This is a genomic window from Citrobacter sp. Cu096 (genome assembly GCF_030332285.1).
GTDB classification, from domain to species: Bacteria; Pseudomonadota; Gammaproteobacteria; order Enterobacterales; family Enterobacteriaceae; genus Citrobacter; species Citrobacter meridianamericanus.
The window spans coordinates 1,237,153-1,263,691 of record NZ_JAOWID010000030.1 but is presented as its reverse complement, the minus strand read 5'-3'; the positions used below and the strand labels follow the sequence as shown (position 1 = coordinate 1,263,691).

The window sequence follows — 26,539 nt, the reverse complement described above, 5'->3', positions numbered from 1 at the left end:
GTTATGTTTTTTTTAGATATCAGAAACAAATAGCATGCTAAAAGTGTGATGTACACCCAATAAGTTGTCCGAAAATGCCCTGTATAGCCTACCTGAATTAATGATCTGTTACGGTACAACGATTTCCGTTACTTTAACTTGTTTACAAAAATTTAATATTTGCAGGGGCGGTGGTATGTCGCGTAAAGACGGGTTATTGGCGTTACTGGTCGTCGTAGTTTGGGGGCTGAACTTTGTTGTCATTAAGGTGGGTTTGCACAATATGCCGCCATTGATGTTGGCAGGGTTACGTTTTTTGCTGGTGGCGTTCCCGGCTATATTCTTTGTTGCCCGCCCGAAAATTCCGCTTTCGCTTTTACTCGGCTATGGCCTGACCATTAGTTTTGGGCAGTTCGCGTTTCTCTTCAGCGCCATCAAATTCGGTATGCCCGCCGGGTTAGCTTCTCTGGTATTGCAGGCCCAGGCGTTTTTCACCATCATTCTGGGGGCATTCGCCTTTGGCGAACGTCTGCAGGGCAAACAGTTAGTAGGAATTGCGCTGGCCGTTTTTGGCGTACTGGTGCTGATTGAGGCCAGTCTGAACGGACAGCATGTCGGTATGCTCGGTTTTATGTTGACGCTGGCGGCAGCGCTAAGCTGGGCCTGCGGCAATATCTTTAACAAAAAAATCATGCAGCATACGTCGCGCCCGGCCGTGATGTCGTTAGTGGTATGGAGTGCATTAATCCCGATAGTTCCATTTTTCCTGGCCTCATTACTTCTTGATGGTCCAACGCAAATAGCCCAAAGTCTGGTGGCGGTAGATTTGACGACCATCCTGTCGCTGGTTTATCTGGCGTTTGTGGCGACCATTGTGGGTTATGGCATCTGGGGAGCATTACTCGGACGTTATGAGACCTGGCGTGTCGCACCGCTGTCGCTGTTGGTACCCGTTGTTGGTCTGGCGAGTGCGGCCGTACTGCTGGACGAAACGCTAAGCGGATTACAGCTGCTTGGTGCATTACTGATAATGGCTGGACTGTATATCAATGTGTTTGGCTTTCGTTGGCGTAAGATTGCCCAGGCGAGAGGGTAAAAAAAGCCCCGCAGTGACGGGGCAATAAAATTAAAGGTTGCGCAGATTGTAATAAGGCACGCCTAATTCATCGGACTTGTCGCTACCTGCGCCCATATGATTAAAATCAAACGGGGACTGATCGTGTGCTGAGGGCATAATCATCGCGTCGCGATTGTTTTGTGCGGCAGCAGGTTGCGCGGTTTGTTCCGCCATGCTCTGGCCCGAAAAAGCAAACATCAGGGCCAGCATCGCATATGACAGAAGTTTCATGATTTCCTCGGTTACGTCGTTAACTGGCGATTAGCAATTACATTGATTGAGTGGCAGCAAATAACGTGATTCGCCGTGCATATTCGTCATACGGTATTTATGCGGCGGAACATCAAAATAGTTTTTGAATGTTCGGGTCAGCGTCTGCTGTGATTCAAAGCCATAACGCTCCGCCAGATAAAGGATCGGTTCGTTACTCTCTTTTAATTTTTGCGCTATTTCAGTCATTTTACGGCTGCGGATGTATTGACCAAGTGAATGACCGGTTTCTTTTTTAAACATCCGTTGCAGGTGCCATTTGGAGTAACCTGAACGCTCTGACACTTTTTCCAGCGAGAGCGGCGATTCAAGGTTATTTTCGATCCAGTCCAAAATGCTATGAATAGTGATTGTGTCAGTATTGCGTCTGGACATCGTCATACCTCTTTCTGTTTACGGCAGGACTTTCTTAAGCAAATGCTCAAGCGTGGTGACTTCATCCGCCGTTAAGTTTTTTGTTAGTTCCTGGTGCAGGTCTTGCCCTACTAATTGATGACACTGCTCGCAAATTGCTGCGCCATGCTCGGTGAGTTTCACCAGCACGCCTCGCTTGTCATGTGGATTCGGAAGCCTTTCAATCCAGCCTTTACAGGCCAGTCTGTCCAGCATCCGCGTCAGGGCGCCGAGATCGACAGACAGCACTTTTTTCAATTCGACAGGGGTGATGCACACCGCGCAACGGATGGAGCAGAGCACCTTGAACTGCGATGCCGTGATATCCAGCGGTGACAGATAGTCGTTTAGTAAACGATCTTTTTTCTGATTAACCATATAGATCAAACGACCCAGTGGGATGATTTCGTTAAACAGATCACTGGTGCTTTTCACAATGGTTGCCCTGGCAAGTAGTTAGTCACGGCTGATATTATTGCTTAGGCAAATATAAGTCAAATGAATGGGTCAGCAAATGCCACGTTTTGCTAAAACATCAGGAGCACGCCAGGCATAACGTGTTTTTAACATTCTGATCCGTAGGGTTTATGCGAAAAGAGAGCTAATGAATCCTTACATCGACAACATGGCTTAACCCTTGAGTTTGCCCTTATACTTGCCGTTGACGAAAAACGCACAGGAAAGATGACATTATGATGGACTTGTTTAAAGCAATAGGACTGGGGCTGGTAGTCCTGTTACCGTTGGCAAACCCGTTAACCACCGTGGCGCTGTTTCTCGGCCTTGCAGGCAACATGAATAGCGCCGAGCGTAACCGTCAGTCACTCATGGCATCTGTCTATGTTTTTGCCATTATGATGGTGGCCTACTACGCCGGGCAGGTGGTAATGAATACGTTCGGGATTTCTATTCCCGGATTACGTATTGCAGGTGGATTAATCGTTGCGTTTATCGGCTTTCGCATGCTGTTCCCACAGCAGAAGGCGCATGATTCTCCGGAAGCGAGAAGCAAGTCAGAAGAGCTGGAGGACGAACCAACGGCCAATATTGCTTTCGTCCCGCTGGCCATGCCAAGCACTGCAGGCCCGGGTACGATTGCGATGATCATCAGTTCGGCCTCCACCGTGCGTCATGGCTCCGAATTTCCAGAGTGGGTGATCATGGTTGCGCCACCGATTATCTTTGCGGTGGTTGGGGTTATTCTGTGGGGCTGTTTACGCAGTTCCGGGGGGATCATGCGCCTGGTCGGCAAAGGGGGGATCGAAGCGATTTCCCGTCTGATGGGCTTCCTGCTGGTGTGTATGGGCGTGCAGTTTATTATAAACGGCGTGCTGGAAATTATTAAGACTTACGCGTAAAGCAAGGTGCCCGGTATGGTCTACCGGGCACTTTTTATCAATGCTGGGGCTGTTCTTCCAGCGATACCGGCCATTTACGAAAGATAATCACTGACCATATCAACGCTACAACGGCAGGCACTGCGCCTACGTAACCAATCGTAGACATTGACCAGTGCAGACTCACCTGATTGCCCACCAGGGCGCCAGCGCCAATACCGATATTGAAGATTCCGGAGAACAATGCCATAGCGACGTCGGTGGCATCCGGGGCCAGCGCCAGCACTTTTACCTGCATGCCCAGACCTATCAACATAATGGCGATGCCCCAGAAAATACTCAGGACAGCCAGATGCATTTCGCTGCCAGCGGCGGGCAGTAATAGCACCAGACATATCGTCAGCAGGGCAATGGCGCTGCTAATCAGTACGGAGGCATGTTGATTACCCAACTTGCCGAATATGACGCTCCCGACAATACCCGCACCACCCAGAACCAGCAACAGTACGGTAGCAAAGTTTGCGCTCAGCCCGGCGACAGTCTGCACAAACGGTTCAATATAGCTATAGGCCGTGTAATGCGCGGTGACCACAATCACCGTTAGTACATACAGACTCATCAACGCCGGACGGCGGAATAACACCGGCAGACTTTTTAATGAACCGGAATGCTCACTGGGTAATGTTGGCAGGAGCTTAATCAGGCAAAGCAGAGTAATTAGCGCCCCCATACCAATGGCGAAGAAGGTAGTGCGCCAGCCAAAATACTGGCCGACGATGCGCCCGATAGGCAGCCCCAGCACCATCGCCAGCGCGGTGCCGGTCGCAATCAGACTGAGTGCCTGCGCGCGCTTCCCGGCCGGAGCAAGGCGGATCGCCAGCGATGCGGTAATCGACCAGAAAATGGCGTGTGCGAAAGCTATACCAATACGACTAATCAACAACACGGTAAAATTCCATGCCAGGAAAGAGAGTACGTGGCTGGCAATAAACACGACAAACAGGCAGATCAGCAGCTTGCGGCGTTCTACCTGGCTGGTGAGCAGCATGAAGGGTAGCGACATCAAGGCCACAACCCAGGCGTAGATCGTCAGCATGATCCCGACCTGAGCGGTCTGCATATTAAAGCTTTGTGCGATGTCGGAAAGCAAACCGACAGGGACAAACTCGGTGGTATTAAAAATAAAACCGGCAATAGCAAGCGTAACTACCCGTAGCCACGCGACCTTGCGGGAAACAGTGTCTGTTGTCATATCTAATAGGTGGATTAGCTGCGAAAAGGTAAGGGCACGATCTTAAAACGTTTGCTGGCGAAAATACAATCATTTTGTGATTCAGATCGCATTTCATTGACTGGATGACATAATTTGCTGCCGAACATTCTGCGTATTTTTAACTATTTCATTATTAATGAAATTCCGGGCGAGGGTATCTCGCCCGGATGGGGATTTAGCGCAACGATGCCCCGCCGCATATGACTAACTCCTGCCCGGTTACCGCAGCGGCATTTTCTGATACCAGCCAGGCGACCAGCGAAGCGACTTCCTGAGGTTTAATCAGGCGGCCAATGGGTGGCACGTTGGGAGGAGAACTTTCACGGCCAGGCATCTTCAGCATTGGCGTTTGCGTAGCGCCTGGGGCGACCACATTCACTGTAATCCCTTTTGGTGCAAGTTCTGCGGCCCAGCTTCTGATCATTCCCACCAACGCGGCTTTGGTTGCCGCATACTGTGAACGACCAGCCGCACCACGAGAGGTTCGACTTCCGATGGCCACCACCCGCCCGCCAGCGACCATCCGGGGAGCAAAGTAATTGACCAGCGTTTCGACGGCCTCAATATGTAAATGCCATAATCGCTGGCTGATGTCGGCGTTCAATTCCCCCAGCGGTGCCGCAGCCATAATACCTGCGGCATGAATAATAGCGTCAGGTGTGGCGAGCGTTGGCATTATCTCCCATAAAGATGAGTTGTCGCTCAGATCCACATTCACGCAGCAAAACGCAGGATCGCTGCGTGCGACGGAGGAGCGGCACAAACCTGTTACTTGCCAGCCGTCATTGAGCAACTGAGTGACAATGGCCTCGCCGATCCCGGAGCTGGCTCCGGTGACAATCGCGTGACGCATTTAAACCTCCGGAGATGACAGGGGAACTTTGAACACGGCTTTGCGGACTGTTCCTGGCTGGCTGACCGCACATAATGCCTGATGCGCTTCACCAGGCATAAAGACGGCAAAATCTCCTGCTCGTAACGTTATCGTGACATTCAGTTCAGCCTTTGTAGAAATAAAAAGGTCGGGTTTGCGTTCTTCATCACCGTTGAAAAAAGCAAATTTTCCCCCCGCGTTGATACGCTCTTCTCCTGTCAAAACTACCTGTATATCGGCCCACTGGCGATGGTATTCAGTATGACGCTGCGAGGCTTGCTGGGTTTGCGCTGGGCCAAGAGTACAAAACCAGTCGACATTATCAGGCTGCCATCGGCCATCTTCTCGTGCCTGTAAGGCCGCGAGATGGCAGCGGGGATCGCGCAGTATATCCTGCAGACAGAAGGGTAACCCTGCCAGATCGAGAACGTTAAGATTACCGATAATCATCAGTGATCCTCCTGAATCCATTCCGGAGTGAGGCGAACGTATTTAATGGCCTGACGAAAATACGTATAAGCAATGTGCAATTGACCATCAGCACCCTGTTTAATACTGGGATAGGAAAACTCACGGTTGAGTTTTTCTTGTGAATTGTTGGTCATGCAATAACCGTCGCCTTCATCAAGATTACGCTGCCAGGGCCACGTTTTACCCCCATCGGCAGAGAGGGCGATGGTCATCGGTGCGCGTGGTGCGCCCCAGAAAGCCGAACGGCCTGATGTCACTACCGGCTGGATGCGGTCATCATCGCCATCGTCAATTTCATCATACAGTGATGTGCGGCGCTCACTGGCTCCGGTCGCGTTCATCGCGTTGAATACCAGCGCGAGCCTGCCATCATCCAGCGTAGTAACCTGAATTGAGGAATTATTATTGGGTAATGTCGTTGGTTGTGGTGCCGACCAGCTTTCACCCATATCGGTGGACGTGCTGTACCAGATATTGTCGGCCCAACGGCTGCGGTACAGGGCGATAAGTGAGCCGTCCAGCAGCGGTGTAATATTCATATGAACGCAGCCAAGACTTTGCGGAACTTCCACATCACGCCAGGTTTTACCGCGATCGGATGAAATTTTGACTGCGCTAATATCATCATTACCGACCCATTTTTCGCCCGTACGTGTGCGGCAATAGAAAACCGGAAGCAACCAGTTGCCATTGTCCATCACCATAATTGGCTGGCGGATAAAGGTGCCCGGTTTATCCAGCAGGGTACCTGTCTCGCCCCAACTCTCCCCAAGGTCATGTGATTGACGATAACGCACAATAGCCGTGTCCTGATTGCCAGAGATCTGGGCGGTCCAAAGCAGCCATAAGACGTTATCTGGCGCGAGGAACAGCACAGGGTTTTGCTCTGAGCGACCCGGATCATCAGACAGTTTAACAGCCTGGCTCCAGCGCTCGCTTCCTGGGCGCAGACGTGAGCTCCAGATTGAGATGTCTGCGATGCCTTCCTGAGTACCGCCGAACCAGACGCACATCAGTGAGCCATCGGGCAGAGGCATAATATTGGCGGCATGATTCTGCGGGCATTCTGAAGGCAGCATGGCAATAACCACACGCTCATCTTGTTCGAGTTTTCGCAGCATGCCATCGCGATTTACGGTTACGGTCATTTTAGACTCCATTATTTTCGACAGGTTTGGGAGTAGCTTGCTGGGATTTGTTAGGGATTAGACGGTCGAGAATCATAATCACCGCAGGCGTCAGCAAGGCGATGTACATATTATTGATACCGAACGGGTCACCCAGCAGATACCAAACGGATGTCACCACGCAGGCTCCCAGCAGGGCACAGTTTGCACCGCGAGTGCTTTTAAAGAACGGCGCATAGAAGGCGATAATGGCGACGACGGTAATGGAGAGTCGGATCGCACGGGTAAAGAAGGAGAGCTTTAATACTTCCGGTACCAGCAGGACGAAAATCAGCGGCAGGAAGCCAATGAACAAGGAGATCCAGCGAGTCGCTTTAAACTCCTGTTCCTTGGTAGGGTTACGCATTGGCACATAAAAATCTTTCACCACCAGTGAGGCGATAGCCAGAGCAACGGTACTGACACTAACAAAAATAGAGGCTACAAGTGACGTTGTCACAAGCCCGGCCAGCCATGGGTCCATATCCTGCAGAAAAATGGGCATTGCATACAGGCTGTTAATTTCTGGGTGAAGAAACTTCGCCGCCACACCGATAATGGCGATAGCAAAAGCAATTGGTAAACAAAAGAAGAAGGCGATCCATGTTGATCGTTGGGCGGATTTGACATCTTTAGTTGATGAAATCGCCTGGATCACAAACTGTGTACAGAAAATAGAACCAATGGTACCGATGAGCCATGCGACGATAGTACCCGCGCCGATGTTGCCATCCCAGGTCCAGTAAAAGTCTGGCATTTGTTCAATCATCGGTGAGAAACCGCCGGTTCTTGAGAGAGCAAACCCCATAATGATCAACAGACCAATGTACTTTAGGGCACTGTGCAGCATCGTTACCCAGGCAACGCCTTTCATGCCGCCAAAGGCAAAATAGAAGGTGCTCACAATGGTGGTTATAAAGGCGGCAACAGGTAAATTGACCTGCAGTACTGTCGAAATCGCCGCGGCGCCGCTGACGTAGTTTCCGACGTTTACCAGCAGCAGGGCGTAAATCATGATGATAGAGATAATGTTTTTTGTGCTGTTGCCATATTTCTCGGCAATGGCACCCGATATAGTGATTTTCCCTGTATTGTAGATACGTTTAACCAGTATCAGACCGAACAGAGGAAAACCTATAGCGGCACCGAGAACAGACCAGGATGCGGCTATTCCGCCTTCAAATGCTGCCTGAGCGGTACCAATGGTAGATTTGGCGCCGATATATTCGGACATAAGGAGAATACCGACGATGAAGGCAGGCATGGCACGCGAGCCTTCCATAAAATCGCCAGCATTTTTACTGCGTAGGCGGAAAGTGAGCCAGGTTGTAAAAATAATATAGGCAATCACGATCTCTACAATGATCAGAGTGTCTGAAGAGGTAAATGAGTTCATCTTAGCCGCCCTCCAGGGCGTACGAATCCAGGGGGCGCCAGGCTCCCGGGTATTCTTGTGACGATTGAGAAATCCTTTAGTGGGCGAGATGCGACACTATCTGGCGGATAGTATTTTCCTGTTGCTCACTAAACGTGACGGCGTAACGACTTGCGCCTACCTCATGTCCCATGATTTGCAATGCTTTTTTGACTGCGGCGGGCGAGAACGCAACGTTATAGAGCTCGGTTCGCAAACCCGTGACGCTTTCCTGCGCTTCACGCGATCCGACAACATCACCGGCCTTGAATCGCGTCCAGATAGCGTTAATTTCTTTTGGCGCTACGTTCGCCAAACCGGAAATACAGGCTGAACAACCGTCAACGAATCCTTGATGAATCAGCGAGTCCGGCCCATTTAGCACATCAAAACCTTCGATATCTTTGACGGCGTTGAGGAAACCTTCGAGGCTTTCATAGCTCCCGGCGCTGTCTTTGATACCAATGATGTTGGGATGCGTCGCCAGTACGCTTGCGGTTTCTGGTTCAATGGTGTTACCCGTACGTGCCGGAATGTTATAGAGAAATACCGGCACCGATAGCGCGTCGGCAATCGCGGTATAATGAGCAATCAGTTCCTGCTGTTTGAGCGGAACAAAATACGGGGTAATCACCGATACGGCATCGACGCCCATTTTTTCAATTTGCTTGCCCAGACGAATGGTTTCACGGGTTGAGATTTCACCGATATGCGCCACCACATTTGCCCGTCCAGCGACTTCCTCAACGCAGGTGCGGGTCACTGCTATTTTTTCTTCCTCGTTAAGCACAAAAAACTCACCGTTCGTACCGCCGCAGAAAATGCCGTTGCCGGCGTTTAGCTGGCGATTAACCTGATTTTTGAGCTCGTGGAGGTTTAGCGCCCCTTCGTTGTCAAAGGGGGTGACGATTGCCGTCAGTACACCACAAATTTTCTTACTCATGATTCACTCCTTTGGTAATCAGTTCTGGAAAAAGTGTTTGATAAATAGCCTTAACATCGTCATGGCTTACCTGACAGGGGGTGTTGTTAATAAGACGTTTTACGTTGAGCGCGGCATTGGCGAGAGTGGAAATATCTGTGGGTGGTACCCCGAGCGTTGCCAGGTTATCGGGCAGGTTGAGTCGTTTCACAAGTGCGGAGAAGTATTCCACCAGCGCGAATGATTTTTCTTCGGTACTCAGGGTCCGATCGGCATCAGGCAACAGATCCCAGACCTGAGCGAACTTGTCGACCACATGAGGACGGATAGCTTTCATGCAAGGGGCTAACAGAATGGCATTGGCTATACCATGAGGCAGGTGATAGCGACCTCCGAGTGGGTAAGAGAGTGCATGGACAAGATGTGTTCCGGCATGATTAATCGCGACTCCGCCATAATATGACGCCCACAGCATTTCAAGTTTAGCCAGCAAATTGTTCGGTTCATTAACCGAGGTTTCGATGTTCTTTAGCAACTTCTGTAACCCGATGAGCGCCGCATTGTCACTGATCGGATTGGCGATGGTGGCTGTAAAGCACTCAATCAGATGACATAACGCATCTATTCCGGTTGATGACGCAATATGCGCTGGCATGCTGGTCGTCAGTTCCGGCAACAGGGCAACGTAATCGGGTAATAGCACCGGAGAAATGATGCCGACCTTGGTGTTTTGTTCCGGGATCGCCAGAATCGCATTAGGAGTTGCTTCAGAACCCGTCCCTGCAGTGGCTGGAATCAGCACTGAAGCTACGCTGTGCAACGGTTTCTCGCCTGCCAGCATGGCGTCAAGAGAAGAGGATTCAGGATGACATAAGACTGAGAGCAACTTCGCTACATCCAGTACGCTGCCACCACCAATACCTATCACCATCTCTACGTTAAGACCTTTAACGCTTTCTAACAGTGCCGCAACGTCATGATGACCCGGCTCGGCAGGCACGCTATCAATAAGTGTGACCTGGCGGCCATCGTTACTGAGCAAGGTGCGGATCTGCGCCACTGCATCCAGCCTGACGATATTGCTATCGGTCACCAGCAATAGCTGGTGCTTGCCTGTCAGTATTGGTTCCAGCGCGGGGATGGCATTTGAACCGCTAATCACGGTGCTATTGATTGTTGCCACAACATTCTCCTGTAGGTGAGTGATTGAATTCGCTCATTTCGTTTCAAAAGCGATTTCATCATGGGCTAAATTTATAATTTATCTCGGAACTGAATAACTTGAGCTTGCTCACATTTAATCAAATGTGATTGAATATAATCATTATCAAAATTCAACAACCCGGAGCATGGATGAGTAGACATGTTGTAAGACCCCAGATCCTTGTCATTGCTGATGACTTTACGGGGGGAAATGATGCGGGAGTGAGTCTGGCGATGACGGGAATGACGGTGAACGTTGCGTTCACCGTGCCTTATTCCGTTGATACGGATGCACTGGTCATAAACAGCGATAGCCGGGCACTGGATGCTCAACAAGCCGCGGCGAGGGTAAGCGATTTGGCTCTTGCCTGTCAGGCAGAACCTCAGACGCAGTGGCTGAAGAAAATCGATTCAACATTGCGGGGTAATCCGGGGGCGGAACTGGACGCGTTGATGCGAGTTACGGGCAAAAAACGTGCCATTTTAGCGGCTGCTTATCCTGCCGCAGGCCGTACCACCGAGCAAGGGCAATGCCTGATTCACGGCGTTCCGGTAACGCATACCGAATTTGCCAGCGATCCTAAAACACCGGTGATGAGTGCTGATATCTGTGAAGTGATACAGGCGCAAACCACCATTGCGTGTCGGTCGATGTCTCTAAATGACTACACGCAGCACCTGCATGAGCCTGTTGTTGAGACGCCGCAGATTTGGGTTGTGGATGCCCGGACTGACGCTGACCTTGATGTGATTGTTACTCAAGCGCTGATGCAGGATGAGCTGCCGTTGTTGGTGGGGTCAGCCGGAATCTGTGATGCACTGGCGCGCCATGTGCGGGCACCTTCTTCCCAGCGCTTGCTGGCTGTTGTGGGATCAATGAGTGAAATCGCTCAACAACAGGTTGCCGCTGTGTACCAGAACCCGCAAGTGGGGATGGTATTCATCGATATCGAGAATATTTTCAGCGGTGGTTCAACAGCGTACGTGCAGCGCATTGTTGGAATCCTCGCCTCTGGTAAACACTGCATCGTTCACACAAGTCCCGACAGTGAAGCGCGCCATCATATTCCGCAGTTGTGCGTGCGCATGGAGATGAATCGCGTTCAGCTCGGTGAAAAAATCTGCCTGTTTCTTGGACAGCTTATCCGCCAGGTTTTGCAAGAGGTATCGCCAGGCGCGCTGTATCTCTCTGGTGGCGATGTGGCGATGGCGGTTGCAGACGCCCTTAAGGCAACAGGATTTCGAATTACCGACCGTGTGGCCCAGTGCGTGCCGTACGGTCATTTTGTCGGTGGCGACTGGCAACGCCCGGTTATGACAAAGGCAGGGGGATTCGGTGACGAAACGACGTTGCGTCAGGTTTTAAATTTTATCGAGGAGAACATAAGTGAATAACATTATTGCAGTAACAATGGGCGATCCTGCCGGTATTGGACCTGAGATTATTATTAAATCGCTGGTGGAGGGAGAACTCTCTGGCGCGCCGGTTGTGGTTGTGGGATGTGCCCAAACGCTGCGTCGTATCCAGTCATTAAATGTCACACCGCCAGCGGAACTTCGGGTTATCGACAGCGTAGACCTGGCGCAATTCGCCCCAGGTGTTATCAACGTGATTGATGAACCGCTTGCCGATCCTACCGCTCTTCAGCCAGGAGTGGTGCAAGCGCAGGCGGGAGATTTGGCCTATCGCTGCATAAAACGCGCTACAGCACTGGCGCTAAGTGGTGAAGTTAAGGCTATTGCTACCGCGCCGCTGAATAAAGAAGCGTTGCATCTGGCGGGACATCATTATCCCGGACATACCGAACTGCTGGCACAACTGACCAACAGCAAAGACTACGCGATGGTACTTTATACCGATCAGCTTAAAGTCATTCACGTTACCACCCACATCGCGTTGCGCAAATTTCTTGATACGCTCAGCGAGCAACGTGTAAAAACGGTCATTCAGGTGGCGAATGATTTCCTGCGTCGGGTAGGGTTCGATAATCCACGTATTGCGGTTGCTGGCGTCAACCCCCATGCCGGCGAAAATGGCCTGTTTGGCGAGGAAGAGATAACGATTGTCGGACCTGCGGTGCGTGCAATGCAAGCGGAAGGGGTAAATGTTACGGGACCCTGTCCACCGGATACGGTATTTATGCAGTGCCACGAAGGTATGTACGACATGGTGGTGGCGATGTATCACGATCAGGGCCATATTCCGCTAAAATTGTTGGGATTTTATGATGGGGTGAATATCACCGCCGGATTGCCGTTTATTCGCACCTCTGCGGACCACGGTACGGCGTTTGATATTGCCTGGACAGGAAAAGCCAAGTCTGAGAGCATGGCGGTGTCTATCCAGTTAGCAATGCAAATTACGCGGGAATAAAATGAAGGGATATAATCGGTTAGAACAGATTATGGATTATCTGAAAGGGCATAATCTGGCGACTGTTGAACAGCTCGTCGCTGTGACTCAGGCCTCTCCGGCGACCATTCGTCGCGATCTGATCAAGCTTGACCAGGAAGGTGTCATCAGCCGTACCCACGGAGGCGTCACGCTTAACCGGTTTATTCCTTCACAACCTACCACGCATGAGAAAATGCAGCGTAGTCTGCTGGAAAAGCAGGCTATCGCCTGTGCGGCGGCAAACCTGGTGAAAGCCGGTGATGCTATTGTTCTCGACGCGGGGACGACAATGATTGAGCTGGCTCGTCAGCTCACCCATCTGCCGCTGCGGGTTATCACCAGCGATCTGCACATTGCGCTTTTCTTCTCTGAGTTTAAACAAATTGAAGTGACCATTATTGGCGGACGTATCGATGATTCCAGTCAGTCCTGCATCGGTGAACATGGACGTAAACTGCTGCAGAACGTCTGGCCAGATATCGCGTTTTTGAGCTGCAACGGTTGGGACATAACGCGAGGGATCACCGCGCCGACTGAAGAGAAGGCCGGATTGAAAAGCGACCTGATTGCTAATGCCAAACGTCGGGTACTGCTGGCGGACAGTTCGAAATACGGCGCATGGTCACTGTTTAACGTTACACATCTGGATGCGTTGACGGATATCGTGACCGATGCGCATCTCAATGAAGACGTGCGCGAGCAACTGGAACAGCTACCCTGCCAACTGACTATTGCCAGTTAATCCCTGGTCTGCGACAACTGGGGGTTCAATACCTCAATAAACGCTTCCAGTTGCCTCGTCATTGCGCCTCTGCGCCATACCAGCCACGTATTCAGCCAGCGCCAGTTTTCGCTTAGCGCCCAGGCGTTGACCTGATGATGTCCTGGCATACTCTCCAGCATCGAACGTGGGATCAGCGCGATCCCCGCGCCGGCAATCACACAGGCCAGCATCCCGTGATACGACTCCATTTCATGAATAGTGCCGGGCATGGCGCGATCGGCATGAAACCAGCTTTCAAAATGGCGGCGGTAGGAACAGTTGGCCCGAAAGGCGTAAATACTGCACCCGTTAACGTCGCTGGCCCGCTGGATGGGAGGATGACCGTACGGAGTGACAATCATCATCTCTTCACGGTAGACCGGCATTCCTTCAAGGCCTGGGTGGGTAATCGGTCCGTCAACAAAGGCAGCGTTCAGCGTCCCGTCGAGCACACCATCCAGCATTGTGCCTGAAGGACCGGTCGCCAGCGCAAACTGAATTTTGGGATAACGCTGATTATATTCAGCCAGCGTCGCAGGAATGCGCACGGCAGCGGTGCTTTCCAACGAGCCAAGCGAAAACAATCCCTGCGGTTCATCCCCGGCGACAACCATTCTCGCTTCGTCAACCAGTGCGAGGATCCGCTGGCTATAGCGTAAAAAGTTGTGTCCTGACGGGGAAAGCCGCAGACGCTGGTTTTCACGAATAAACAGATCGACGCCAAGGTCGGCCTCAAGCTGGCGGATGCGGGTGGTAAGGTTGGATGGCACACGATGCACCTTCGCGGCAGCCTGGGTAATACTGCCCGTCTCCGCGACGGCATTGAACATTTCCAGTTGCGTCAGGTCCATAATATTCTCTATTCGTGAATGGAGCGGTTAATATTATTCATTTTTCAGAAAGAGTAAATATGCGCATGATATAACCATACCCTGCGATAAAGAGAGGCAACTATGACTATCACTGCAGCAACACATGCGATTTCTGTCAATCCTGCTAATGGCGAAATGTTAACGGCGATGCCGTGGGCCAGCGCGGAAGAGATTACTCATGCACTGACCCTTGCCGCGAATGGTTACAGCGAATGGAAACACACTTCCGTTGAGCACCGTGCGCAAACGCTGCGTGATATCGGGCAGGCTCTGCGTAATCGCGCGGAAGAGATGGCGCAGTGTATCTCACGTGAAATGGGGAAACCCATCAAGCAGGCGCGTGCTGAAGTGGCCAAATCAGCCGCATTGTGTGACTGGTACGCCGAACATGGACCGGAGATGCTCAATCCGGAACCCACGCTGGTGGAAAACAATCAGGCGGTGATTGAGTATCGCCCCGTAGGAACCATTCTGGCGGTCATGCCGTGGAACTTCCCACTCTGGCAGGTACTGCGTGGCGCCATTCCAATTCTGTTGGCCGGAAATGGCTATCTGTTAAAACATGCGCCTAACGTAACCGGCTGTGCTGCGATTATCGCGCAGGTTTTGGTTGATGCCGGCGTACCTGCAGGTGTGTACGGTTGGGTGAATGCCGATAACGCCGGGGTGAGTCAGATGATCAATGACCCACGTATCGCAGCCGTAACGGTGACGGGCAGCGTTCGTGCTGGTGCGGCGATTGGTGCTCAGGCGGGCGCAGCGCTGAAAAAATGCGTGCTTGAACTGGGTGGTTCCGATCCGTTTATTGTCCTTAATGATGCCGACCTCGAGCTGGCCGTTAAAGCTGCGGTTGCCGGACGTTATCAAAATACCGGGCAGGTTTGTGCGGCAGCCAAGCGTTTTATAATCGAAGAAGGGATTGCGGCAGAATTTACCTCACGCTTTGTGGCGGCCGCGAGCGCGCTGAAAATGGGCGATCCGTTAAATGAAGAAAACGATCTGGGTCCGATGGCGCGATTTGATCTGCGTGATGAGTTGCACCAGCAGGTCGAAGCCTCCCTTGCTGAAGGGGCGCGGTTGCTTCTCGGCGGGGAAAAAATTGCCGGTAAGGGCAACTATTATGCCGTGACGGTACTGGGTAATGTCACCCCGGAGATGACGGCGTTCCGTCAGGAGTTGTTTGGTCCGGTCGCGGCGATTACCGTGGCAAAGAATGCGGAACATGCCTTAGCACTGGCTAATGACAGTGATTTCGGTTTATCAGCCACGGTATTCACGGCGGATGAAGCGTTGGCTCAGAAGATGGCGGCACGCCTGGAATGTGGGGGCGTATTCATCAATGGCTACAGCGCCAGCGATGCCCGCGTTGCGTTTGGTGGCGTTAAGAAAAGTGGGTTTGGCCGCGAGCTTTCACACTTTGGTCTGTATGAGTTCTGTAACGTGCAAACTGTCTGGAAAAACCGCCTCTGATGGTGTGGTGCCTCCGTCGGGGGCACCTTTCGAAATTGTATATTATGAATCTCACCAGCTTATGCAGGCTATAGCCAGATTCCGCCTTCCGGCCTGACGCTGCGTATTCAGCTCTGTTATACTCGCAGGCCTTTCATACCTGCGAGCAAGGAGCATGTTGTGGCCAGGGCCATGAACAATTCAATTTTAGAGACCATTGTGCAGCAGGTTCGTCCGCTGATTGGTCAAGGTAAAGTCGCTGATTACATTCCTGCATTAGCCTCCGTCGACGGTTCAAAACTGGGTATTGCCATTTGCACCGTTGATGGACAGCACTACCAGGCGGGGGATGCGCAAGAGCGCTTTTCTATTCAGTCAATTTCAAAGGTGCTCAGTCTGGTCGTGGCGATGCGTCACTATCAGGAAGATGAGATTTGGCAACGCGTCGGTAAAGATCCTTCCGGTCATCCTTTTAACTCCCTGGTGCAGCTGGAAATGGAGCAGGGGATCCCACGTAATCCCTTCATCAATGCAGGGGCGCTGGTGGTTTGCGATATGCTGCAAGGGCGTCTGAGCGCACCGCGTCAACGGATGCTGGAAGTGGTACGGGCATTAAGCGGCGTGTCGGATATCGCCTATGATGCGACGGTGGCGCGCTCTGAGTTTGAGCACTCAGCACGTAACGCGGCTATCGCCTGGCTAATGAAGTCCTTTGGCAATTTCCATCATGACGTGACCACCGTATTGCAAAATTATTTTCACTACTGCGCCCTGAAAATGAGCTGTGTGGAACTGGCGCGTACATTCGTCTTTCTGGCAAATCAAGGGCATGCTTTTCATCTTACGGAGCCGGTGGTTACACCCATGCAGGCCCGGCAGATCAACGCGTTGATGGCGACAAGTGGCATGTATCAGAACGCAGGGGAATTTGCCTGGCGGGTTGGCTTACCGGCGAAATCTGGCGTCGGTGGCGGTATTGTGGCTATCGTTCCCCACGAGATGGCGATTGCCGTCTGGAGTCCTGAGTTAGATCCGGCGGGAAACTCACTGGCCGGCATCGCGGTGCTGGAGCAATTAACGCAACAGCTGGGGCGCTCGGTTTACTGATGAATAGGCTCGATCCTCTTTTTGCACGGCTGGCGAAATCAACGTTCCGCTCGCGCTTTCGTCTTGGTCACAAAGAGAGACAATATTGTCTGGATAAAGGTGCGCCGGTTATTGAACAACACGCTGTGGATTTTATTGCTAAACGACTGGCTCCGGCGTTTCCTGCCAATGATGGCAAACAGACCCCCATGCGCGGACATCCGGTATTTATCGCTCAACATGCCACGGCAACCTGCTGTCGGGGATGCCTGGCGAAATGGCATGATATCCCTCAGGGTGTGGCGTTAAGCAACGAACAACAACGTTACGTTGTTATGGTGATTTATCACTGGTTAGTGCTCCAAATGAATAAGCCATAGATAACATAATCCTATGATACGACTCCTTGTGTTGTGCTTTTGTTAAAAGCAGTATGAAGGCGTCAATCTAAGGAGAAAAAATGGCTTCCTCTACCCCCTGCTTTGTGCTGAGCGCGGCACAGATTCTGTCGAGAGTCGACGAGCTCAGCGATATCCTTGAAACATGCGTCAATAACGGCGCTTCCGTTAGCTTTATGTCACCTTTTAATCGTGATAAATCACGGCCATTCTGGTTGAACGTCGCACAAAGTGTTACTCGTGGTGAAAGGATTGTTCTGGGCGCGGAGGACGCTCAGGGGGCGCTTGTCGGTGCCGTCCAGCTTATTCTCAATCAACCCGAAAATCAGCCTCATCGTGCGGATGTCGCTAAACTGCTGGTGCACACCTCGGCACGACGGGGCGGCGTTGCCAGAAAATTGATGAGCGAACTGGAAAGCTGCGCACGTGAGCAAGGTAAAACGTTGCTGGTGCTCGATACAGCGACGGGCAGTGGCGCTGAGTTGTTCTACCACAATTGCGGATGGCAAAAAGTAGGGGTGATACCCGATTATGCCAAAATGCCAGACGGGACGCTGACCGGGACCACACTTTTCTATAAATACCTCTAATTTGTTGCTGGGGATTGATCAAAACAGGGTTTCAATGTATTAAAGTTTGATAACCTATTGTACCAATTAAATCAGGTTGTATGACTAATTAAAAAGGGAACCCATTGTGCAAACACTAAATCGTCGCGATTTCCCCGGTGCTCAGTATCCTGAACGCATTATTCAGTTTGGTGAAGGTAACTTCCTGCGCGCTTTTGTTGACTGGCAGGTAGATCTGCTGAATGAACATACCGATCTAAACGCCGGTGTGGTCATTGTTCGTCCTATCGAAAGTACTTTCCCGCCATCGCTGAGTACCCAGGATGGTCTCTATACCACCATCATTCGTGGTTTGAATGAGCAGGGCGAAGCCGTGAGCGATGCCCGTTTGATTCGTTCGGTTAACCGCGAAATCAGCGTCTATAGCGAATACGATGAGTTCCTGATGCTGGCGCATAATCCGGATATCCGTTTTGTGTTTTCTAACACCACTGAAGCAGGCATTAGCTATCACGCGGGCGACAAGTTTGAGGATGCGCCAGCAGTAAGCTATCCGGCTAAACTGACCCGACTGCTGTTCGAACGCTTCCGCCATTTTAATGGCGCGTCAGATAAAGGCTGGATTATCATTCCGTGCGAACTGATTGATTACAATGGTGATGCGCTGCGTGAACTGGTTCTGCGTTACGCTCAGGAGTGGATGCTACCGGAGGCGTTTATTCAGTGGCTGGATCAGGCCAACGCATTTTGTTCCACGCTGGTGGACCGCATTGTTACCGGTTATCCGCGTGACGAGGTGGCGAAACTTGAAGCTGAGTTGGGTTACCACGATGCATTTCTTGATACGGCAGAACACTTCTATCTGTTTGTTATTCAGGGACCGAAGTCGTTAGCTGCGGAACTGCGTCTGGATAAATATCCGCTCAACGTTCTGATTGTTGATGACATCAAACCGTATAAAGAACGGAAAGTGGCGATTCTCAACGGCGCACACACCGCACTGGTTCCTGTTGCCTGGCAGGCAGGGCTCGACACCGTGGGTGAAGCAATGAATGATGCGGAAATTTGTGCCTTTGTTGAAAAAGCCATTTATGAAGAAATCATTCCGGTACTGGATTTACCGCGCGATGAGCTGGCGTCCTTTGCCAGTGCGGTGACGGGGCGTTTCTGCAACCCGTACATCAAGCATCAGTTGTTGTCGATTGCCCTGAACGGCATGACTAAATTCCGTACCCGCATATTGCCGCAACTGCTGGCCGGGCAACAGGCCAGCGGTCAATTGCCCGCACGTCTGACGTTTGCGCTGGCGGCGTTGATTGCGTTCTACCGCGGGGAGCGTAACGGTGAGTCTTATCCGGTCCAGGATGATGCGCACTGGATTGAACGTTTCCAACAACTGTGGAGCCAACATCGCGATCGCCAGATAAGTACTGAGGCGTTGGTGCGTTCTGTACTGGCGGTCAAAGAACATTGGGAGCAAGACCTGACCCAGGTTTCTGGGCTGGTGGAGCAGGTTTCTGCCGATCTGGATGCCATCCTGGCAAAAGGCATGCGTGAAGCCGTGAAACCACTGTGCTAAAAAATGCTTAATATTCATTTATAAGCTTTTTATTTTAGCAGGCCGCAAAGGTGTTTAATTCAGGGAGAGGTTACTCTCCCTGAGCTATTTTATTTTGTAATACAAATTATGTTTTTTCCGTAGTTCACCCGTGCAAACTATACTTTTTTTAATTATAAAACTATAGAATTACACCACACACCATAATAGCATCATGATGAAAGTAGTTCCCATGGGTATTATCACCACCATTATCTCTAACGACATATAAAACTAAGTGCATTTTACCTGTTTCTGCATATAACATTTTTGATCCAATCTGTAAAAAAAGTTATAAATAAAGCTATATAAAAACCATGAAAAAATGAAGGCTTTTAGTGGGTGGGGATTACAAAAATTTCATTAAACGATACCAATTGAAATTTTTGATGAGATATTTGTCGCGTAAGTTATTATCAGTGAGGAAATCTTAGGAAATAATTATGTTTTCAGTTTTTTTCGTTGATTAAATAGTTGTTGATTTAATTTTGAGCCTGTTGATAATCGATTCAGCTTCTCAGAGAGACTCTGTTCTTTTTGAAATGCACAACAACTCGTTATATTTTTATCAGGAACAACATAATGAAAAAAATCGCCGCTATCGTTGCATTCAGCAGCGTATTTGCTGTCTCTGCTGTTCAGGCAGCCGGAAATGGTACTATTAATTTTACCGGTGCGGTAAATAACCAGACCTGTAGTGCTACGATTAATGGCGCAACAGGTAGTACTGCGGCGGCTGTGACGCTGCCAACTGTTCAGGCAAATATTTTAGGTACCGCAGGTAATGTCGCGGGTCAGACATCTTTTAAAATGGATGTCACTGGGTGTGCGTCGACTAACCCAGCAGGCGCGGGCACTGTTAAGGCCTTTTTTGAAAGAGGAGCAAATGTAGACAGTAATGGTCGTCTTGTTAATACCAATACAACAGGTGCGTCCAATGTTGTGCTGGAGCTTGTTGACGGTTCCGGGAATACGCCAATTAAGGCTGGCGACATTGCGCAGAACACGGGTAACTACGTGCCTATTAGTGGTGGTAATGCAACTCTGCCATATGCCGTACGCTATTATGCAACGGGGGCAGCTACTGCTGGTGCGGTTGCGTCTAGCGTAACGTATTCGCTGATCTATAACTGATATCAGAATATTACTTAAGAAAATTTGGTAAAAGTATTTCTCCGAATAATATAGATAAACATTTTCAAAGTATTCTATAAACTCCAGTAATTTTCTTACTTCGTAACAAGCCGGAGTGGAAGGTTTTATGTCGAACCTTCCTCTCCGGATTTTATAAAAATAAAGAGCATATCGTTAAATATTCTGTTTTAAAGGCAATAATACTATGAAACTGCACCGATTCTTTTCTGCTACAGCGCTTTTACTGGCTACGGGAATACCAGCGACGTATGCCAGTATTCAAATCAATACCACCCGAGTCATTTATCATGCTGCGGAAAAAGATATCAGCGTGCAAATTACGAATCCAGGAAAATATCCGGTATTGCTGCAAAGCTGGACCGATGACGGTAATCCAGAAATTAAACCTGACGCAATGCGCACTCCTTTTGTGCTGACTCCTCCATTGACGCGGGTGAATGCCGACGCAGGACAAACGTTACGCCTGTCATATACCGGGACTGCTTTGCCCGCCGACAGAGAGAGCGTTTATTGGTTAAACGTGCTGGAAATCCCGCCTGTAGGTGAGAAAGGGACAAATCAGGTACAGGTGGCCTTTCGATCACGGATCAAGCTGTTTTATCGCCCTGTCACACTTGACGACAAAGGCGCTCGTACGGCAATCGCGCAGCTGCGCTGGCAGGCGCAGGGTAATCATATCATCCTGAGTAATCCGACGGCGTACTACGTTTCTGCCGTGGCTGTAACCGCGACGCACGCAGGCAAAAAAACAACGATCCCCGCCGATATGCTGGCACCGCACGGCAGTCTCGATCTGACGCTTCCCTCTGGTGTAGTGGCGGATGGCCTTACCGTGGAAGCGATTAACGATTACGGCTCATCGGTTACAGAACCTGTAAACCGGTTGTAATACCAGGGGATACTCATGCGTAAAACTTATCTTGCTGAAATGCTGTCGGCAGGGCAGCCCGTTGCCTGGATATATGCGTCATTACTGATCATACCTGTTATGGCAATGGCAGCGCCAGACGATGATGTTGAGTTCAACACCACATTTCTTGACAGCGCGTATACAGCGGGTATCGACCTGCAGCAGTTCAGGCAGGGGAACAACTTGCCGGCGGGAGAGTATTTAGCAGATATCTGGCTAAATGATGAGTTGGTGACAACGCAGAAAATGACATTCAATAAAACGTCTCAAGGGACGGTTGTTGCCTGCATGACTCCAGAGTTGCTGGCTCACCTGAATATTATGCCGTCCGCTTTGCACGACACGGATAAGCTGACCCGCGGCAACTGCGTGCCCGTAGAGCAGGTGATCCCATCAGCAAAACTCACATGGAATAACAGCGAGCAAAAGCTGGTTATTGCCATACCCCAGCAGGATCTCGCGAAAACGGCGCGCGGTACCGTGTCGCCATCGCTCTGGCAGGATGGCAGTCTGGCGGCATTTATGGGTTACAACGCCAGTGCCTATCAATCATCATCTGGCGGTGAAACGTTTAACTCTCAGTATTTGAGTCTGAACAGCGGGCTTAACGTTGGAGGCTGGTATCTGCGACATAACGGTAGTCTGACCAATCAGACCGGAAGCGGCAATCGTTATCAAAGCATTAATACTTACCTCCAGCATGATGTCAGTTCTGTTCGCGGTCGTTTCCTGGTGGGTGAAGCTAATACCTCAGGACGTCTTTTTGATTCGTTGTCATATACCGGCGTCTCGCTATTCAGCGATGATCAAATGTTGCCTGAATCACAGCGCGGTTATGCACCTGAAATCCGCGGGATCGCCCGCAGCCATGCGCGCGTCACCGTACGGCAGAGCGGGAATGTGATTTATGAAACTACCGTTCCGGCAGGGGCTTTTGTTATTAACGATCTTTATCCTACCGGTTATGGTGGCGACCTCAGCGTGACCGTACGCGAAGCGGACGGTAGTGAAAGCACATTCCTTGTGCCTTACGCCTCGGTAGCAGATTTGTTGCGCCCTGGCGCATCGCGTTATGAAGCGGTGGCAGGAAAATACCGTCAGTCGAATGGGCGTGACGGTCAGCCTTTTTATCAGGCGACCTGGCAGCAGGGTATTACTAACTTCTTGACGTTGTATGGTGGAACCCAATTTAGCGATGGCTATCAGGCGTATCAGGCCGGCAGCGCGGTATCGACCCCGCTGGGTGCCGTGGCGCTGGATGTGACCCAGGCTATGACCTCCACGAGCAGAGACAAACTGAGCGGGCAAAGTTATCGCATTACCTACAACAAACTCATTTCTGACACGCAGAGCAATATTGCGCTGGCCGCATATCGTTTCTCCACGCGTGATTATCTGGATTTTGCTCAGGCCATGGAATACCAGAACTTGCAGAAAGGGGATGCGATTTATGCCGGGTTACTGTACCGGACCAAAAACCGATACAGCCTGACGTTAAGTCAGGGGTTGGCGGAAGGTTGGGGGACATTCTCTGCCACCGGGCTTTCGCAGAATTACTGGAATCGCAATGGGAACGACATGCAATACCAGTTTGGTTACTCAAACCGCTGGAAACGATTGAGTTATACCCTGACCGCTACGCGTAACCGTGCCCCAGAGGGAAACATGGAAACCAGTTGGCTGGTTTCCTTCAGTTTGCCGCTGGGTGAGGAGCGCCCTGTCACGTTTAGTAGTTCGGTTTCCCATGATAACGGTGGCCTGGCTGAGCAGGTAGCGCTGGCCGGAACTGGCGGAGATAAGCAGCAGATGAGCTGGGGCGTTTCGGGAACCCACAGTGAACAAAGTGGCAGTACCGGTAGCGTAAGCGGTCAGTACCTTTCACCATGGACATCCGTCAATGCGTCTGTAGGTGTAGGTCGGGATAACCATACCTTGTCTGGTGGGTTGTCAGGTTCGATAGTGGCGCATCCACACGGAGTAACCTTTACGCCTTATACCAGTGACACTTGGGTGGTAGTGAATGCCCCAGGTGCTGCAGGTGCGGAAGTGCTGAGTTATCCGGGATTAAAATTGGACCGCTGGGGCAATGCCGTCATGCCTGCCTCAATGCCTTATCAGCGAAATTCGGTCAGCCTCGATCCGAAAAATTTGTCTCACCAGGTTGAACTCGAAAATACCACTCAAAATGTGGTGCCGCGCGCAGGTGCGGTAGTGGTGGCGGAATTTGCCACGCATCAAGGCTATGCCCTACTGCTGACGCCAGCGCGACCAGAAGTAAGTTTATCCTTCGGCGCGACGGTAACGGATAGTCAGGGCAATACCGTCGGCATGGTAGGGCAAGGTGGAATGGTCTACGCCCGGGTAAATACAAAAACAGGCCAGCTGTTTGCCACCCATGATGTAACAGGCAAAGCCAGTACCTGCATTATGCCGTTCAGCGTGACGGATGAAGCGAAAGCGATGCAGCAGATAACCTATTCGTGCGGACGCTAAGACAACAGCCGCTTTGATTTACGATCATGGAGAATACATGTTCAGTTTGATTCGTTCCAAAATACATCTGCGGATAGTTCAGTTGCTCGTTGCGACGAGCGGGCTGTTATTTGCTGGCCATAGTCTTGCCGTCTGCTCGACGAATAATCAGTACACCGTCCAGGTTGCGTTGCAGTCGGCAACATTCAGTGCTGGAGAGGACTTTCCTGTCGGTAGCAATATCCGAGTGCAGCAGGTAAGAGGCTATGCCACCGTAACCGTGAACTGCACACAGGGAGGGGCCGCGGTGCGAATGGGTCTGTCTGGCGGTTCGCTGTATCCAGGTCAGAGTAATATTTATCAGACGGGCATTAATGGCCTGGGGATACGCTTTCGTAATCCTTTTGAGAATAAATACTTACCATTCAATACCACTTCTCTTACTGGTGAGGTCAATCCGGGAGGGTGGCTAGATTTTACTATTGAGCTGGTCAAAATGGGGCCAATTACTGCCGGAACAGTGAATAGCGCACTTTTTCCGCAAGTGAGAATTGATGCTATAGATGCCGACAATAATCCGACTCGAGTGGCATGGCATACGATTACCGGCGGTTTTACGCTGCAAACGCCAACGTGTACGACGCCCAACTTTAATTGGGATCTGGGAACGACTAACACCACACTCTTACGAAATCAGGGTGACGCCAGTGTGTGGGTGGATACGCCAGTGACATTGACCGGGTGTTCTACATTCCTGGGTAATAACAGTAATGGAAGCTATACCCAGTACAATATTCAAGGTTTTAATTCTGGCAACGTATCCCAGTCAGGCAGTATTGCGCCCAACAAACTTACTATGACGCTGACACCGAACACCTCCGCTATTGATTCCGTAAATGGAATTGTCGCTCTGGATAATACGGCCACCGCATCAGGATTTGGCGTACAGCTCGCCTCGAAACAATCAGGAACCTACGTTGCGCAGAATCTCGCGGGCAGTATGGTTGTCACGCCGACGGTTGGAGACAGCAGTGGTTCAGTCCGTTTTCCGTTGGGCGCGCGTATCATCCGAACCAGCGATTCGGTGCAGGGCGGGTCGATCAAAACTAGCCTGACTTACACTATTAATTACCAGTAATCGCAGCATGATAAACAGCTATAAGCAACGTTATGTTTGTGAGCCGGTTTATACCATGGCGGGGCGTCTGGTTGCCATGGAAGTGCTGACATCGTTTACGACGCCTGAAGGGAATACGGTCTCGTACAACGATGTGACCGATATTCTCACGCCGGAGTATAAATGGCTAAATTTTGTGCGCCAACTGCACGGTGTTAGCTGCTGGCAAAATTGGTTGGTTCGCCACCACATCGTTATCTCACTGAATGTGGATGCTGATACGGCTGTATGGCTTCTTCGTGACAAGGCCGTACTTTCTATGATCGCTAAAATGCCGTTTATTCGTCTTGAGGTACATGAGCATTTCCCCACCTCAGACAAAGAAAAACGGGGATTACTGCATCATTTACGGCCCCATGCCTCAATGTGGCTGGATGATGTTGGCTCCGGAAGCCATAACAATTTTGGTTTGCTGATCAGGGGATATTTTAGTGGGGCGAAGATTGATAAGTCTTTTTTCTGGCAACACCATGTCAGCGATGAGGCATGGCTGGGAAAGGTTATCCGCGATCTGACTCGTTTTGCAGGAAATGTCATCGTGGAGGGAGTAGAACACACCGGCCACACAATGGCTCTGATGACGACCCCGCATTGCTGGCTTCAGGGGCATCTGTTTCAGCGTACCGATATTGATCGCATTCCAGAAGTTCCATTATGGATTAACTCCGTCTTAACCGCGCCATCAGGCTAATTTTCACAGGATAAAAAGGTGTATCTCGTCATTACTCAGGATCGTTTTTTATTTTATTCAATTTCCTGTATTTTGGGTCCGGATATGACAGAGCATATCCGTTGTGTAGAAGATATTTGTCTGCAACGTCATCGGCATGCTCATGTGATATTAGATACTTTTAAAAACAATGTCATTTATACGCCATTGGCCGAGCGGATTGCGTTGATTGAACCTGAACGCATGTATATTATGTCACCTTTTGGGATTAAAAAATGCTTTCCTGGAATGAAGGTTAGGTTTATCCCACGAGCAATTCAGGTACAAGATTTAAGAGAATTGGTTGTTCATGGTAGGTTCTATGAATGGCAACCTAAAATATATTTAACCAGAAGACAACATCATATCATAACAATGACATTATTGCATAAGAGTCAGCGTGTGATTACGGATGACTTGAATATTGCCATAAAAACGCTCTTTAGCCACAAATATAATATTATGTTATTGCTCAACCTTAAAAAGTTTAGTGGGTTATTGAGCCATCCGTTTTCACTATACCTGCGTTATGAACAGCATGACATGCACGGTATGGCAGAGTAGTTTT

27 protein-coding genes are annotated in these 26,539 nt (G+C 50.4%); 16 read left to right on the top strand and 11 right to left on the bottom strand.

The genetic code is table 11. From position 1 onward, the window contains the following. The first annotated feature begins 175 nt into the window (after positions 1–175). Positions 176–1,075 (top strand): O-acetylserine/cysteine exporter, encoded by a 900-nt coding sequence (gene eamA / locus OGX99_RS20395; protein WP_286544924.1) that lies wholly within the window; start codon positions 176–178, stop codon positions 1,073–1,075. A gap of 30 nt (positions 1,076–1,105) precedes the next feature. Here the strand turns inward: eamA and marB are convergent, their stop codons facing one another. The 3 genes from marB to marR are packed head-to-tail and all read right to left on the bottom strand — an operon-like array spanning position 1,106 to position 2,194. Further along, positions 1,106–1,327, bottom strand: a complete 222-nt coding sequence (marB, locus tag OGX99_RS20390) for a multiple antibiotic resistance protein MarB (protein ID WP_151225441.1) — start codon at positions 1,325–1,327, stop codon at positions 1,106–1,108. Between the two features lie 30 nt (positions 1,328–1,357). Next, positions 1,358–1,741 carry an MDR efflux pump AcrAB transcriptional activator MarA gene (marA, locus tag OGX99_RS20385; protein ID WP_003032424.1) on the bottom strand — a complete coding sequence of 128 codons (384 nt, stop codon included), beginning with the start codon at positions 1,739–1,741 and terminating at the stop codon, positions 1,358–1,360. An 18-nt stretch (positions 1,742–1,759) separates the two neighbouring features. Further along, positions 1,760–2,194, bottom strand: coding sequence for a multiple antibiotic resistance transcriptional regulator MarR (gene marR, locus OGX99_RS20380; RefSeq protein ID WP_040231108.1), 435 nt, complete (start codon positions 2,192–2,194; stop codon positions 1,760–1,762). A gap of 257 nt (positions 2,195–2,451) precedes the next feature. On the opposite strand from marR, the gene OGX99_RS20375 reads away from it, so the two are divergent. Further along, positions 2,452–3,117 (top strand): MarC family NAAT transporter, encoded by a 666-nt coding sequence (locus tag OGX99_RS20375; RefSeq protein ID WP_151219169.1) that lies wholly within the window; start codon positions 2,452–2,454, stop codon positions 3,115–3,117. 37 nt (positions 3,118–3,154) lie between these two features. Here OGX99_RS20375 and OGX99_RS20370 read toward each other — a convergent pair whose 3' ends face one another. The 7 genes from OGX99_RS20370 to OGX99_RS20340 form a co-directional block, all read right to left on the bottom strand. Next, complete coding sequence (locus OGX99_RS20370) at positions 3,155–4,348, bottom strand: sugar transporter (protein WP_151219170.1); 1,194 nt, start codon at positions 4,346–4,348, stop codon at positions 3,155–3,157. A gap of 196 nt (positions 4,349–4,544) precedes the next feature. Continuing rightward, positions 4,545–5,222: an SDR family NAD(P)-dependent oxidoreductase gene (locus tag OGX99_RS20365; RefSeq protein WP_151219171.1), complete on the bottom strand. Its 678-nt coding sequence runs from the start codon at positions 5,220–5,222 to the stop codon at positions 4,545–4,547. After that, complete coding sequence (locus OGX99_RS20360) at positions 5,223–5,693, bottom strand: NanQ anomerase/TabA/YiaL family protein (protein ID WP_252838369.1); 471 nt, start codon at positions 5,691–5,693, stop codon at positions 5,223–5,225. Then, positions 5,693–6,862, bottom strand: a complete 1,170-nt coding sequence (locus OGX99_RS20355) for a sialidase family protein (protein ID WP_187259473.1) — start codon at positions 6,860–6,862, stop codon at positions 5,693–5,695. Before OGX99_RS20355 ends, OGX99_RS20360 begins: the two co-directional genes overlap by 1 nt. Position 6,863: 1 nt before the next feature. Beyond that, positions 6,864–8,276, bottom strand: a complete 1,413-nt coding sequence (locus tag OGX99_RS20350) for a sodium:solute symporter family protein (RefSeq protein WP_286544921.1) — start codon at positions 8,274–8,276, stop codon at positions 6,864–6,866. Between the two features lie 76 nt (positions 8,277–8,352). Continuing rightward, entirely contained in the window at positions 8,353–9,237 is an 885-nt protein-coding gene (locus OGX99_RS20345) for a dihydrodipicolinate synthase family protein (protein ID WP_252838371.1), read from the bottom strand. Further along, a complete protein-coding gene (locus OGX99_RS20340) occupies positions 9,230–10,399 on the bottom strand; it encodes an iron-containing alcohol dehydrogenase (RefSeq protein ID WP_286544918.1) in 1,170 nt (389 codons plus the stop codon). The genes OGX99_RS20345 and OGX99_RS20340 overlap by 8 nt, the downstream gene beginning before the upstream one ends. 170 nt (positions 10,400–10,569) lie before the next feature. Here OGX99_RS20340 and dtnK point away from each other — a divergent pair, with 170 nt between their 5' ends. The 3 genes from dtnK to OGX99_RS20325 are packed head-to-tail and all read left to right on the top strand — an operon-like array spanning position 10,570 to position 13,556. Next, complete coding sequence (gene dtnK / locus OGX99_RS20335) at positions 10,570–11,814, top strand: D-threonate kinase (protein ID WP_286544916.1); 1,245 nt, start codon at positions 10,570–10,572, stop codon at positions 11,812–11,814. Further along, positions 11,807–12,793 (top strand): D-threonate 4-phosphate dehydrogenase, encoded by a 987-nt coding sequence (locus tag OGX99_RS20330; protein WP_151219178.1) that lies wholly within the window; start codon positions 11,807–11,809, stop codon positions 12,791–12,793. Before dtnK ends, OGX99_RS20330 begins: the two co-directional genes overlap by 8 nt. A gap of 1 nt (position 12,794) precedes the next feature. Continuing rightward, positions 12,795–13,556, top strand: a complete 762-nt coding sequence (locus OGX99_RS20325; RefSeq protein ID WP_151219179.1) for a DeoR/GlpR family DNA-binding transcription regulator — start codon at positions 12,795–12,797, stop codon at positions 13,554–13,556. On the opposite strand, the gene ptrR is transcribed toward OGX99_RS20325, so the two are convergent. After that, positions 13,553–14,428 carry a putrescine utilization regulator PtrR gene (gene ptrR, locus OGX99_RS20320; protein WP_151219180.1) on the bottom strand — a complete coding sequence of 292 codons (876 nt, stop codon included), beginning with the start codon at positions 14,426–14,428 and terminating at the stop codon, positions 13,553–13,555. The genes OGX99_RS20325 and ptrR overlap by 4 nt on opposite strands. Before the next feature lie 102 nt (positions 14,429–14,530). On the opposite strand from ptrR, the gene sad reads away from it, so the two are divergent. From sad to OGX99_RS20265, 11 genes are all read left to right on the top strand, one after another. Beyond that, a complete protein-coding gene (sad, locus tag OGX99_RS20315; RefSeq protein ID WP_286544914.1) occupies positions 14,531–15,919 on the top strand; it encodes a succinate-semialdehyde dehydrogenase in 1,389 nt (462 codons plus the stop codon). Positions 15,920–16,078: 159 nt separating this feature from the next. Continuing rightward, positions 16,079–17,005 carry a glutaminase B gene (glsB, locus tag OGX99_RS20310; RefSeq protein WP_151219181.1) on the top strand — a complete coding sequence of 309 codons (927 nt, stop codon included), beginning with the start codon at positions 16,079–16,081 and terminating at the stop codon, positions 17,003–17,005. Then, positions 17,005–17,364 (top strand): DUF4186 domain-containing protein, encoded by a 360-nt coding sequence (locus OGX99_RS20305; RefSeq protein WP_151219182.1) that lies wholly within the window; start codon positions 17,005–17,007, stop codon positions 17,362–17,364. The genes glsB and OGX99_RS20305 overlap by 1 nt, the downstream gene beginning before the upstream one ends. Positions 17,365–17,444: 80 nt before the next feature. After that, entirely contained in the window at positions 17,445–17,972 is a 528-nt protein-coding gene (locus tag OGX99_RS20300) for a GNAT family N-acetyltransferase (RefSeq protein ID WP_151219183.1), read from the top strand. Between the two features lie 106 nt (positions 17,973–18,078). Continuing rightward, complete coding sequence (locus OGX99_RS20295) at positions 18,079–19,530, top strand: tagaturonate reductase (protein ID WP_210905069.1); 1,452 nt, start codon at positions 18,079–18,081, stop codon at positions 19,528–19,530. A gap of 600 nt (positions 19,531–20,130) precedes the next feature. Beyond that, positions 20,131–20,682: a fimbrial protein gene (locus OGX99_RS20290; RefSeq protein ID WP_003843639.1), complete on the top strand. Its 552-nt coding sequence runs from the start codon at positions 20,131–20,133 to the stop codon at positions 20,680–20,682. Between the two features lie 205 nt (positions 20,683–20,887). Then, positions 20,888–21,592 (top strand): fimbrial biogenesis chaperone, encoded by a 705-nt coding sequence (locus OGX99_RS20285; protein WP_053088687.1) that lies wholly within the window; start codon positions 20,888–20,890, stop codon positions 21,590–21,592. 15 nt (positions 21,593–21,607) lie between these two features. Further along, positions 21,608–24,106, top strand: a complete 2,499-nt coding sequence (locus tag OGX99_RS20280) for a fimbria/pilus outer membrane usher protein (RefSeq protein ID WP_187252452.1) — start codon at positions 21,608–21,610, stop codon at positions 24,104–24,106. Between the two features lie 82 nt (positions 24,107–24,188). Beyond that, positions 24,189–25,223, top strand: a complete 1,035-nt coding sequence (locus OGX99_RS20275) for a fimbrial protein (RefSeq protein WP_286544908.1) — start codon at positions 24,189–24,191, stop codon at positions 25,221–25,223. Positions 25,224–25,230: 7 nt separating this feature from the next. Continuing rightward, positions 25,231–25,953, top strand: a complete 723-nt coding sequence (locus OGX99_RS20270) for an EAL domain-containing protein (RefSeq protein WP_286540637.1) — start codon at positions 25,231–25,233, stop codon at positions 25,951–25,953. 18 nt (positions 25,954–25,971) lie between these two features. Beyond that, a complete protein-coding gene (locus tag OGX99_RS20265) occupies positions 25,972–26,535 on the top strand; it encodes a helix-turn-helix domain-containing protein (RefSeq protein WP_151219187.1) in 564 nt (187 codons plus the stop codon). Positions 26,536–26,539 lie beyond the last annotated feature (4 nt).

Excerpts from the sequence above, each read along its gene's own strand:
- OGX99_RS20350 (WP_286544921.1), bottom strand. The coding sequence starts at position 8,276 with ATGAACTCATTTACCTCTTCAGACACTCTGATCATTGTAGAGATCGTG.
- OGX99_RS20280 (WP_187252452.1), top strand. The coding sequence starts at position 21,608 with ATGCGTAAAACTTATCTTGCTGAAATGCTGTCGGCAGGGCAGCCCGTT.
- sad (WP_286544914.1), top strand. The coding sequence starts at position 14,531 with ATGACTATCACTGCAGCAACACATGCGATTTCTGTCAATCCTGCTAAT.
- ptrR (WP_151219180.1), bottom strand. The coding sequence starts at position 14,428 with ATGGACCTGACGCAACTGGAAATGTTCAATGCCGTCGCGGAGACGGGC.
- OGX99_RS20290 (WP_003843639.1), top strand. The coding sequence starts at position 20,131 with ATGAAAAAAATCGCCGCTATCGTTGCATTCAGCAGCGTATTTGCTGTC.
- OGX99_RS20285 (WP_053088687.1), top strand. The coding sequence starts at position 20,888 with ATGAAACTGCACCGATTCTTTTCTGCTACAGCGCTTTTACTGGCTACG.
- eamA (WP_286544924.1), top strand. The coding sequence starts at position 176 with ATGTCGCGTAAAGACGGGTTATTGGCGTTACTGGTCGTCGTAGTTTGG.
- OGX99_RS20300 (WP_151219183.1), top strand. The coding sequence starts at position 17,445 with ATGGCTTCCTCTACCCCCTGCTTTGTGCTGAGCGCGGCACAGATTCTG.
- OGX99_RS20270 (WP_286540637.1), top strand. The coding sequence starts at position 25,231 with ATGATAAACAGCTATAAGCAACGTTATGTTTGTGAGCCGGTTTATACC.
- OGX99_RS20365 (WP_151219171.1), bottom strand. The coding sequence starts at position 5,222 with ATGCGTCACGCGATTGTCACCGGAGCCAGCTCCGGGATCGGCGAGGCC.
- OGX99_RS20370 (WP_151219170.1), bottom strand. The coding sequence starts at position 4,348 with ATGACAACAGACACTGTTTCCCGCAAGGTCGCGTGGCTACGGGTAGTT.
- OGX99_RS20375 (WP_151219169.1), top strand. The coding sequence starts at position 2,452 with ATGATGGACTTGTTTAAAGCAATAGGACTGGGGCTGGTAGTCCTGTTA.
- dtnK (WP_286544916.1), top strand. The coding sequence starts at position 10,570 with ATGAGTAGACATGTTGTAAGACCCCAGATCCTTGTCATTGCTGATGAC.
- OGX99_RS20325 (WP_151219179.1), top strand. The coding sequence starts at position 12,795 with ATGAAGGGATATAATCGGTTAGAACAGATTATGGATTATCTGAAAGGG.
- OGX99_RS20305 (WP_151219182.1), top strand. The coding sequence starts at position 17,005 with ATGAATAGGCTCGATCCTCTTTTTGCACGGCTGGCGAAATCAACGTTC.
- OGX99_RS20355 (WP_187259473.1), bottom strand. The coding sequence starts at position 6,862 with ATGACCGTAACCGTAAATCGCGATGGCATGCTGCGAAAACTCGAACAA.
- OGX99_RS20360 (WP_252838369.1), bottom strand. The coding sequence starts at position 5,693 with ATGATTATCGGTAATCTTAACGTTCTCGATCTGGCAGGGTTACCCTTC.
- marA (WP_003032424.1), bottom strand. The coding sequence starts at position 1,741 with ATGTCCAGACGCAATACTGACACAATCACTATTCATAGCATTTTGGAC.
- OGX99_RS20345 (WP_252838371.1), bottom strand. The coding sequence starts at position 9,237 with ATGAGTAAGAAAATTTGTGGTGTACTGACGGCAATCGTCACCCCCTTT.
- marB (WP_151225441.1), bottom strand. The coding sequence starts at position 1,327 with ATGAAACTTCTGTCATATGCGATGCTGGCCCTGATGTTTGCTTTTTCG.